This is a genomic window from Arcobacter sp. CECT 8989 (genome assembly GCF_004116715.1).
Lineage (GTDB): Bacteria > Campylobacterota > Campylobacteria > Campylobacterales > Arcobacteraceae > Halarcobacter.
Genome location: NZ_PDKE01000072.1, coordinates 1 through 448, shown reverse-complemented (window position 1 = coordinate 448; position 448 = coordinate 1). Strand labels below are relative to the sequence as shown.

The window sequence follows — 448 nt, the reverse complement described above, 5'->3', positions numbered from 1 at the left end:
ACTACATATTATGAAAATGTACATAGATTAAAACATAAAGATGGGCATTGGGTTTGGATTTTAGATAGAGGTAAGACTATCTTTGATAAAAATGGAAATGCAATTAGAATGGTTGGTTTTCATACTGATATTACAAAGCAAAAAGAGTTAGAAGTTAATTTAAAGACAAGTGAGAAAAATCTTCTAAAAGCTGAGAAAATGTCAAATTTAGGGCACTTTAGATATGACTTTAAAACTAATACTTTAACTATATCAAAAAATATTAAATCTGTTTTTGGTTTAGCCAATGAAAAAAAAATCACCCTTGAAGATTTAGTTAAAAACTTTACCCATGAAGAAGATAGAGAAAATGTGGTAAAAAGATTCTTTTTAGGTAAATACAAAAAAAGAGGATATCGAACAGAGTATAGAATCATAAGACAATCAGATAAAGAAGTAAGACATGTTA

General features: G+C 26.8%; 1 protein-coding gene. It reads left to right on the top strand.

Annotated elements, in window-relative coordinates:
* On the top strand, window positions 1-448 hold a 448-nt coding region (locus CRV02_RS14480), incomplete at both ends, for a PAS domain-containing protein (protein ID WP_129090913.1).